This window comes from Moritella sp. (assembly GCF_033791185.1).
GTDB lineage: Bacteria > Pseudomonadota > Gammaproteobacteria > Enterobacterales > Moritellaceae > Moritella.
Window position 1 is genome coordinate 1 of record NZ_JASJHF010000002.1, and the last position, 9,694, is coordinate 9,694.

Here is a 9,694-nt window from a genome sequence, read left to right on the forward strand (position 1 = left end):
TAATCCTTTGTTCTTCGTCCTGAAGATGTCCTGTGTCGCATCCTGCAACTTAATCCTTTGTTCTTCGTCCTGAAGATGTCCTGTGTCGCATCCTGCAACTTAATCCTTTAGTCTTCTTCCTGAAGATGTTCCCGCCTCGTCCTTGTGCTTATAAATATACGCTTTTAAGCTTTAGCAACAAGCGCTTAGATCCAATTAAATTACACATTTTGACAAGAGAAAAAACACACACATAGATAAACAATTGATTAATAACAATAAAAACAACATAACAGAGTGTAAGACTAAGCTCGATATCGAGATAATCATAGTGATGTAACGTCTATATCCCGACACCTATATAGTCGATGTCTTACACGTAAGAATTAGCTTGCACAGTAGATAATATGGTAGAAACAAAATAGACAGAATATACCCAAACTAAAGTTGTAATAGTTAAAATTTTACGATAAATCATTTTGTTAAAAACGAACATATCATTAACATATACATCTATTAATGTTACTCAAGTCAGTGACGGCTGCAAAAATAGTTGATTGACCATTTTGGAAATTAACGGCAGGTGTGGTGATGTAATGGATAAGATTAAGCAGTCAACGAAACAATAATGTGATAAATAGGGAGTGATGCGATCCCTATTTACTATTCACGGCTTAATTTACGCTGACCAATCAGCTAACGCTTTAAGGCTAAAGCTCTGCGCCCCGACTCGCATAATCACTTCATTTTGTAATATCTCTAATATCTCAACATCATTACTTAACCAGCTGCCTTCGCGTAAATCACGGTTATTAAGGCGAACACTGCGACTTTTAGATTTAGAGGAATAGACATGAGAGCTATAACTAATATCTGGGATTTGTGCGCGTAAATGAGCGGGAAGATCCTCGATTGGCACTGCATTATAACTTTCTTCGACTTCCTTAACAGGAACGCTATCTGCATCACTTGTCGCTGTTAACGCACGATTAAATTTAGCCAGCAGATCCGGCGATACTTGCTCGCGTTCTAGTTCATCGTTCATGCTTAATAACTCAGCAGGGCTATTCACTTTCGCTGTTGCGGGAGCAGTCGGTATCACAATAGTTCGAGCGTCAGCTGTTGCCGATGACGGAGTAACTTGCGCTTCTGGAATACGTACCAGAGAAAGCGGGTGTTCAAATTTAATCGCAGGTAATTTCAAAATGATCAGTGCATCAGTTTGCTCAATACCCGACGAAATAGCGGTAGTGGTATTTGCCAACAAGGTCGGCGTCCATAATACGCTAGCAATTAAGCTCATAGTTACACTTAATTTGTTTAACGTTTTGCCAGTTGAACCCTTCATTTCCCTTCCCCTAGGTGTGTCGCGATATTTAATTTAGGTACAGTGCTATCAGCATAATGAACCAGCGTCATCATCGTTTGAGGACCAACGATACCATCCGCCGTTAAACCAGATTGTTGCTGAAAGCGCATGACCTTTTTCATTAACGCCGAATCGAATGTCAGCCCAGATAATGCCTCTTCGTTTAGCGCGGCACTGATATTGCGATCTAACCAGCGTATCAATTCACCTTTATCGTGTTGCTTTAAGCTGCTTTTAAACCGACTTGGGGCCGTCCAAAATAAAGTAAAATCACCACTCCAATATTTTTCAAACCAAGCTTGGCTCACCAGTATATGACTGGTATTTAATTGCAGTTCGACACCAGCTGGCGTGATACTCAGTAAGGTCGCATAATAATCCTCACCTAGGTTATCAGCCAAGCGAACCACCGCTGGTAAGTTATATTGGACTAATTGAGCATAGTTCCCCTGTCGCTGCAGGCAACGCAAGTTAGCATATTGTGCGTTACGACAAGTCGCTTCATTCACCGCGATGTTGTAACCCCACTCTTTATATAAAAACTGAGTTGCATCTCGGCTATGTCGCGCCGCTTTAATATCCGCTAATAATGCCTTATCAGACATCACGTCATTAATAACAGGGGTAACGGGTGTGTTATCAACATCGCTATTGATAACTATTGGTATTGATTTATCAACTTGCGCGGCAGCAACGTTATCATTAGGCGGATTCAACCACCCTAACTGAAAAGCGGTAATTCCGATGCCGATTAACGACATCGCAGCGAGCCCAGCAAATAAGCCTGTTTTGCTAGAATCCGGTTTACTTGATTCAGTAACAACGACCGCTTTAACCGCTTCTTCCACATGTTTTAGGTTAATTTTATTCGCCATCGCTTTAAATGCATAATACAGCGCTTTATCACAGACCAGATTAACTAACCGAGGCACCCCAGAGGTATGCTGATAAATACGTTTTAAAACTTTGTGGCTAAATAACCCAGGATTTCCCGAAGCAATACTTAAACGATACGCCACATAACTGCCGAGTTCAGACTCCGTCAAAGGTAATAAATGATAACGTGCGGTAATGCGCTGGGCGAGTTGACGTAATTCCGGTTGTTTTAATTTTTGCTGTAGCTCAGGCTGGCCAATAAGCACTATGTGTAATAGCTTTTTATGATCAACATCGAGATTAGTTAATAAGCGCAGTTGTTCCAAGGCGGGCGTTGATAATAGTTGCGCTTCATCGATAATCACCACACAAGACTTACCTTGCTGGCAGTTACTTAGCAAGTAATGATGCAGTAAATCAAAGAGTGCTTTTAAACTTAACTTTTGCTTATCATAATCAAGTTTAAATTCATCACATAACGTCGCTAATAATTCTAACTCACTGATCGCCGGATTATGGATATAGCCCACCACTGTGGTTTTATTCAACTCTTGTACTAAGGCCCGGGATACGGTGGTTTTACCTGTGCCCACTTCGCCAGTTAACATCACAAAACCACCCGCGCCTTGCAAGCCATAGGTAAGGTGGGTTAGTGCTTCTTTATGCCGATCACTCATAAAAAAGAAACGCGGATCTGGCGCAATAGAGAAAGGCATTTCTTTTAAGTGAAAAAACTCAGTATACATCTATGATTATCATCCTATGATTGATGCTTCACGTTAATAGCTAGACAACAAAATGTCAAAAATAGACGATAAAAATACAACTTTATTCGTGAATAAGTCGTTAAATGATTATTAATCATTACAATCGCCAGCAAAGATCGAGTTTCTAAGCCGTTAGGGTATAATTAACAAGTATCATGTAATTATCTTCAAGCCATTATTAAAGTAAAGTAACAGGGGTTGTTTAGTGCAAATATATTTAGTCGGCGGCGCGGTGCGTGACAAATTATTATCTCTACCAGTAAAAGATAAAGATTTTGTTGTGGTAGGTGCCACGCCAGCAGAAATGCTAGCGCAAGGTTACCAGCAAGTCGGTAAAGATTTTCCGGTCTTCCTACACCCGAGTAGTAAGCAGGAATATGCACTGGCACGTACCGAGCGCAAGAGCGGCTCAGGCTATACCGGATTTACTTGTTATGCCGCGCCAGATGTCACCCTAGAGCAAGACCTAGTGCGTCGAGACCTGACAATTAATGCCATGGTCGAAGACGAAAATGGCCAAGTTATCGATCCACTCAATGCCCGTGCTGATTTAGATAACCGTATATTACGTCATATCTCAGCAAGCTTCAGTGAAGACCCATTACGTGTTTTACGAGTGGCCCGTTTTGCCGCACGTTTTCATCAGCTTGGATTTAAGATCGCCGCTGAAACACTAACCTTAATGCAAGACATGACACAAGCGGGTGATCTGGCGGAGTTAACCCCAGAGCGCGTATGGCAAGAAGTAGAAAAAACATTATCAGCGGCCAATCCAGAAGTCTTTTTTCAGGTACTCAAAGAGATTGGCGCATTGGCAGTTATTCTACCCGAACTTAATAACCTCTTTAGTCTAACCCAAGAGATTAGCAGTGGAAATAGAATTGAGCCAGAGTCAGGGCTTGAACAAGGCAATATCGGCCAGCAAGCTTTAGCGCAACTAAAACAAACCGCATCGTTATCGCCTGATTTAGCCATTCGCTTTGCGGCATTAATGCAGCAGCTTGATAATCACCAAGTCAGTATTAAAGCGTTGGCTAAACGCTGTAAAGTGCCTAATGAACATCGTGACTTAGCCCTGCAGGTTAGCGCACAACAACACAGTATTCACAACGCCCTATCCTTAACGCCTGCTGATATTATCAGTGTATTCGACCAGACCGATGCGTGGCGTAAACCCGAGCGTTTTCAGCAGATATTGTTAACCTGTTCAACAAGCCAAGCCAATCAGTTAGTCGATACGTACCCACCAACACTGTATTTGACCAAAATGCTCAGTGCAGCTTGTGATATCGCCGTACAACCGATTATCGCAGCGGGATTTCGTGGACCAGAGATCAAGCAACAATTAACAGCGCAACGTATTACCGCATTAACCGCATTATGCGTTCGATAAATACGTGTCATAAACAACAGTATTAACGATAAGATCAAAAAAGGCTGCTACCACTGGTAACAGCCTTTTTATCGTTAACGCGACAACTATTTATTCGCTACTCACACTAATTTTAATCTTAGCCGTTATAAAGAGCATTAAAGTGCTTGAGTATAAATTAAATAGAACAGACCCGTACCTAATAATAGACGGTAAATAACAAACGGGAACATGCCTAGTTTTTCCAGTACTTTCAAAAATGCATGGATACAAGCAACGGCACTAAAGAAAGAAACAACCACGCCTAAACCCATCGCAAACCAATCAACAGGGCGAACTGTCGTCATAATTTCACCGGCTTGCAAGGTTTCAACCACATCACCATTAAGCACTAATTTAAGCGTTAAATAACCACCAGCCATAGCGATAATTGGGATCGACATCAAGAATGAGAAACGCGCTGCCGCGCTACGAGTTAGTCCTAACATTAAACCTGCAGTGATAGTTACTCCCGAGCGCGATGTACCCGGAATTAACGCTAACATTTGTGCAAAACCAATGATTAACGCGCCTTTCCAACCCGTTTTATACTCATCTTTTATTTGTATCGCTTTGGCGTCGGCCCACCACAGTAGCAAACCAAAGATGATCGTCGTCGTTGCAATTACAGTGCTACTACGCAAGTATAACTCAATTAAGTCTTTACCAAAAAAGCCAAATAACGCTGCCGGAATGGTAGCTAACACAATACACCATGCCAACTGACTGTCTTTAGTGTGCTGTTGTTTAAACAGAGAGCGCACCCAAGCCACTGCCATCGTGCCAACTTCTTCACGAAAATAGATAAGTACCGCTAATAATGTACCGATATGTACAGCAACATCAAAAGCCAGACCTTGATCTGCCCAGCCTAATAATTGTGATGGTAAAATAAGGTGGGCAGAACTTGATACCGGTAAAAATTCAGTTAACCCCTGAATCAACGCCAGTACGATCACTTCCAAAGTACTCATTCATGTTTCCTTTATTGTCATAGTTAAAAATAAATTAAATAGTAGCTGTAAGATTAATGCGAAAAATAATTAACCTTAGTAATTAGCAATTAGCAATGTTAAGCAAGCTCAGCTATTTTCGGCCATTGCCACTCTGCCAACGTCAATGCCTGCGTTGATTTGTCAAAATCACGCCATAATTCCGCCATCGAGACACCAGATACCGGATGACATAACGCTGGGGCTAACTCCGCAAGCGGCCATAACACAAAAGCGTGAAACAGAATTTCAGGGCGAGGTAAAACAGGAGATTCAGATTGGATAACGTTATCAAATAACAATAAATCCAGATCTAAGGTTCGGGGGGCATAACGACGATCCGTCGCTTTACGTCCATGTGTCATTTCCAGATCTTTAAGACTCTGCATTAATGCAGTAATCGATAACGATGTGGTGAACTCCATCACTAAATTGTAATAGTTATCACCCGTGCAATTAACCGCTGCACTTTCGAAAATAGGTGAAACACGGCAATTATCAAACATGTTATCCAGATCTTGCAGTGCGTTCGCAACATTAACTTCTTTATTAATGTTACTGCCGATGCCGATATGCACTAAAGCCATTACGCTAACGATCCATCACGTTGACCGCGTTCAATATACACACCAACGGTTGCCGCATTCGCAACGGCACCAGGTTTGCTCAATTTTAAGCTGAGCCAAGGAATACCAAAGGTGGTCATTAATAACTCGGCCACTTGCTCAGCCATAGTTTCAACTAACTCAAAAATATTACCTTGAGCAAAATCAGTAACTACTTTAGATACAGCCGAATAATCAAGTGCTTTAGTTATATCATCCGTCAAAGCTGAAGGGCGGTTATCATGTGCCATCTGCAAATCAAATACTAATCGTTGAATAATCTCTTTTTCCCAATCATATACACCGATCGTGGTAAAAACTTCCAATTTTTCAATAAATACAATGTCCATGAACTCGTCCGTAATAAACAAAATAGAGGTCGGATACCTTAGCGAATAGAAAACGCGTATGATAGCTTTCTTAATTTATATATATTCAAAATAAACTACGTAAATGTAAACCTTGTTACAGCACGTAATTTATTAATCGATATAATAATGTAATAATACAGCAAACCTAGAGAAGAATTAATCAGTAATGACCCTATTGAGCTTAATCTTTATCATTTTCGCCTATCTGCTAGGTTCGATTTCTTCAGCAATTCTGATTTGCCGCCTATTTCGCCTGCCAGATCCTCGAAAATACGGTTCGCTCAATCCCGGCGCAACCAATGTATTACGTTCAGGCAACAAATTCGCCGCAGGTTTAGTGCTATTTTTTGATATGCTCAAAGGCGCACTGCCAGTCTGGTTAGCATGGTATTTTAATATTACGCCTTTTTACCTCGGACTTATCGCCATTGCGGCTTGCTTGGGTCATATCTACCCAATTTTCTTTCATTTTCAAGGTGGTAAAGGGGTCGCGACGGCATTTGGCGCGCTCCTAACGATTGGCTTTGACCTAGGTGCATCCATTGTCGCCAGTTGGCTGTTGTCCTTAGCGGTAACCGGGTACTCTTCGGCGGCCGCTATTTTCACCGCCCTCTTCGCGCCTATTTATACCTTAATATTCAAAGCCCAATATACCCTACCTGTCGCCATGTTATCTTGCCTTATTATTTTACGTCACTACGACAATATTATGCGTTTATTTCGTGGTGAAGAAGACAAAATTTGGAAAAAAAAGAAAAAGCAGTAAATAAAACACGGTAATAAAAACACATAAAATCATCATAATAATTCGTTTATATTGCTCGATTGTACTGACGTAGTTAAATTCAAAGTGTAAAAATGCTGTTCGTTAATTTTTTATGAAAAAATCGACACAATTAATTAATTTTCAGTTAGAATGCCCCCCATCTGCGGTACGTTATATATCTAGAACACTTTAGCTAGCAAATTGCGACATAAAGTTAGTAGGTATAGAAGGAACATAGTGCAGGATGTTTCCGTAAAAGGCCAAACCGACCTTTTCCGAAAACATCCTTCTATAAAATGTACTTTGAGGTAATCGTAAAATGGACAACGCTCGACCTATTCGCCGTGCACTTATCAGTGTGTCTGATAAAACTGGTATTGTAGAATTTTCTCGTGGCCTAGTAGAACAAGGTGTCGAATTATTATCAACTGGTGGTACAGCTAAGTTATTAGCTGAAAATAACATCCCAGTGATAGAAGTTTCTGACTATACCGGTCATCCAGAAATGATGGATGGTCGTGTAAAAACGCTGCATCCTAAAGTACATGGTGGCATTCTTGGCCGTCGTGACATTGATGTTGAAGTAATGTCAGAGCACGGTATCAATCCCATTGATATTGTAGTTGTTAACCTTTACCCATTTGCCAACACTGTTGCCAATCCAAATTGCAGCCTTGCTGACGCCGTTGAGAATATCGACATCGGTGGTCCAACCATGGTTCGCTCTGCCGCTAAAAACCACAAAGACGTGACAATTGTCGTTAACGCTAGCGATTATGACCGCGTATTAAGTGAAATGGCTGCAAACGATACATCTCTAACGCACAAAACCCGTTTCGATCTTGCGATTGCTGCATTTGAGCACACAGCTGCTTATGACGGCATGATCGCAAACTACTTCGGTACTATGGTGCCTAGCTATGGTGACAACACTGAAGGTGATGAAGAGTCTAAATTCCCACGTACATTTAACTCTCAGTTCATCAAAAAACAAGACATGCGTTACGGTGAAAACAGCCATCAAGAAGCAGCATTTTATGTTGAGAAAAACACCACTGAAGCATCAGTTGCAACAGCGAAGCAGTTACAAGGTAAAGCCTTATCTTATAACAACATCGCCGACACAGATTCTGCATTAGAATGTGTGAAAGAATTTAATAAGCCAGCTTGTGTTATCGTTAAACACGCAAACCCATGTGGTGTTGCAATTGGTGAAGATATCTTAAGTGCTTACGACAGTGCATTTAAAACTGACCCGACATCAGCATTCGGTGGCATCATAGCTTTCAACCGTGAACTTGACGCAGTAACTGCACAAGCAATCGTTGACCGTCAATTCACTGAAGTAATCATAGCCCCATCAGTAAGTGCCCAAGCAAGTGCGATTGTTGCAAGCAAGAAAAACGTTCGTTTACTGGAATGTGGTGAATGGACAACGAAGAACGGCGAATTCGACATTAAACGTGTTAACGGTGGTGTATTAGTACAAGACCGTGACCGTGGCATGATCAGCCTAGATGATTTAACGGTTGTATCTGAACGTCAACCTTCAGAGCAAGAACTTACCGACCTACTATTCTGCTGGAAAGTAGCTAAGTTTGTTAAATCAAACGCCATTGTTTACGCAAAAAACGGCGTAACAGTGGGTGTTGGTGCAGGCCAAATGAGCCGTGTTTACAGTGCTAAAATTGCCGGTATCAAAGCCGCTGACGAGGGTCTTGTTGTTGAAGGCTCTGTAATGGCATCTGATGCATTCTTCCCATTCCGTGACGGCATTGATGCTGCAGCGGCTGCGGGTATTAAATGTGTTATCCAACCAGGTGGTTCAATCCGTGATAATGAAATTATCGCTGCGGCTAACGAACACGGTATGACTATGATCTTTACAGGCATGCGTCACTTCCGTCACTAAGCTTTTGGCAAGTGCACATAAGTTAAAATACAGTAAGAGTCGTGACACACATCGCTCTTACTGTACTGCTCTCATTCAATTATAAATCTTGTTAAGTATCGTAGAGTACCGCCAAGATTAGCGCATAAAGTAAAAGGAATAACAGCATTATGAACGTATTAATTATTGGTGGCGGTGGTCGTGAACACGCCCTAGGTTGGAAAGCGGCTCAGTCTAAACAAGTTGAAACAGTATTTATCGCACCTGGTAATATTGGTTCTTCACTCGAAAACAAATGTAAGAATGTACCCATCCAAGTTGAAGATATTCCAGCCTTGGTTGCATTTGCTAAAGAAAACAGCATTGAATTAACCATTGTTGGTCCTGAAGTTCCGCTTGTACTTGGTGTTGTTGATGCATTCCAAGCTGAAGGTTTAGCTATCTTTGGTCCAACCCAAGGCGCTGCGCAACTAGAAGGCTCAAAAGCATTCTCGAAAGATTTCTTTGCTCGTCACAACATCCCAACAGCGGCATACCAAAACTTTACTGAAATCGCACCAGCAAAAGCCTATGTAAGTAAAATGGGTTGCCCTATCGTGATTAAAGCAGACGGTCTAGCGGCAGGTAAAGGCGTGATCATCGCTGACACTGAAGCGCAAGCATTTTA

9 protein-coding genes are annotated in these 9,694 nt (G+C 41.6%); 4 read left to right on the top strand and 5 right to left on the bottom strand.

Translation table 11 applies throughout. From position 1 onward, the window contains the following. Positions 1 to 658: 658 nt before the first annotated feature. Both QNK26_RS00070 and QNK26_RS00075 read right to left on the bottom strand, forming a co-directional pair. A complete protein-coding gene (locus QNK26_RS00070; RefSeq protein ID WP_319220161.1) occupies positions 659 to 1,327 on the bottom strand; it encodes a general secretion pathway protein GspB in 669 nt (222 codons plus the stop codon). Next, positions 1,324 to 2,970, bottom strand: a complete 1,647-nt coding sequence (locus tag QNK26_RS00075; protein WP_319220163.1) for an ExeA family protein — start codon at positions 2,968 to 2,970, stop codon at positions 1,324 to 1,326. Before QNK26_RS00075 ends, QNK26_RS00070 begins: the two co-directional genes overlap by 4 nt. A gap of 226 nt (positions 2,971 to 3,196) precedes the next feature. Between QNK26_RS00075 and QNK26_RS00080 the strand changes: the two genes are divergently transcribed. Next, on the top strand, positions 3,197 to 4,384 hold the full coding sequence (locus tag QNK26_RS00080) for a multifunctional CCA addition/repair protein (RefSeq protein ID WP_319220165.1): 1,188 nt from the start codon (positions 3,197 to 3,199) through the stop codon (positions 4,382 to 4,384). A 137-nt stretch (positions 4,385 to 4,521) separates the two neighbouring features. On the opposite strand, the gene QNK26_RS00085 is transcribed toward QNK26_RS00080, so the two are convergent. From QNK26_RS00085 to folB, 3 genes are all read right to left on the bottom strand, one after another. Continuing rightward, a complete protein-coding gene (locus tag QNK26_RS00085; RefSeq protein ID WP_319220166.1) occupies positions 4,522 to 5,376 on the bottom strand; it encodes an undecaprenyl-diphosphate phosphatase in 855 nt (284 codons plus the stop codon). A 98-nt stretch (positions 5,377 to 5,474) separates the two neighbouring features. Then, positions 5,475 to 5,981, bottom strand: coding sequence for a 2-amino-4-hydroxy-6-hydroxymethyldihydropteridine diphosphokinase (gene folK / locus QNK26_RS00090; protein WP_319220167.1), 507 nt, complete (start codon positions 5,979 to 5,981; stop codon positions 5,475 to 5,477). Then, on the bottom strand, positions 5,981 to 6,349 hold the full coding sequence (folB, locus tag QNK26_RS00095; protein ID WP_319220169.1) for a dihydroneopterin aldolase: 369 nt from the start codon (positions 6,347 to 6,349) through the stop codon (positions 5,981 to 5,983). Before folB ends, folK begins: the two co-directional genes overlap by 1 nt. A 187-nt stretch (positions 6,350 to 6,536) precedes the next feature. Between folB and plsY the strand changes: the two genes are divergently transcribed. The 3 genes from plsY to QNK26_RS00110 all read left to right on the top strand — a co-directional run. Then, the gene (plsY, locus tag QNK26_RS00100) at positions 6,537 to 7,136 is read left to right on the top strand and encodes a glycerol-3-phosphate 1-O-acyltransferase PlsY (RefSeq protein WP_319220171.1); all 600 of its coding nucleotides are present in this window, start codon (positions 6,537 to 6,539) and stop codon (positions 7,134 to 7,136) included. A gap of 319 nt (positions 7,137 to 7,455) precedes the next feature. Continuing rightward, on the top strand, positions 7,456 to 9,048 hold the full coding sequence (purH, locus tag QNK26_RS00105; protein WP_319220173.1) for a bifunctional phosphoribosylaminoimidazolecarboxamide formyltransferase/IMP cyclohydrolase: 1,593 nt from the start codon (positions 7,456 to 7,458) through the stop codon (positions 9,046 to 9,048). 149 nt (positions 9,049 to 9,197) lie between these two features. Next, positions 9,198 to 9,694 (top strand): phosphoribosylamine--glycine ligase (locus QNK26_RS00110; RefSeq protein ID WP_413816338.1); only part of this gene is annotated, 497 nt, incomplete at its 3' end.

Coding starts and splice junctions, on each gene's coding strand:
- plsY (WP_319220171.1), top strand. CDS start 6,537: ATGACCCTATTGAGCTTAATCTTTATCATTTTCGCCTATCTGCTAGGT.
- folB (WP_319220169.1), bottom strand. CDS start 6,349: ATGGACATTGTATTTATTGAAAAATTGGAAGTTTTTACCACGATCGGT.
- folK (WP_319220167.1), bottom strand. CDS start 5,981: ATGGCTTTAGTGCATATCGGCATCGGCAGTAACATTAATAAAGAAGTT.
- QNK26_RS00075 (WP_319220163.1), bottom strand. CDS start 2,970: ATGTATACTGAGTTTTTTCACTTAAAAGAAATGCCTTTCTCTATTGCG.
- QNK26_RS00070 (WP_319220161.1), bottom strand. CDS start 1,327: ATGAAGGGTTCAACTGGCAAAACGTTAAACAAATTAAGTGTAACTATG.
- QNK26_RS00085 (WP_319220166.1), bottom strand. CDS start 5,376: ATGAGTACTTTGGAAGTGATCGTACTGGCGTTGATTCAGGGGTTAACT.
- purH (WP_319220173.1), top strand. CDS start 7,456: ATGGACAACGCTCGACCTATTCGCCGTGCACTTATCAGTGTGTCTGAT.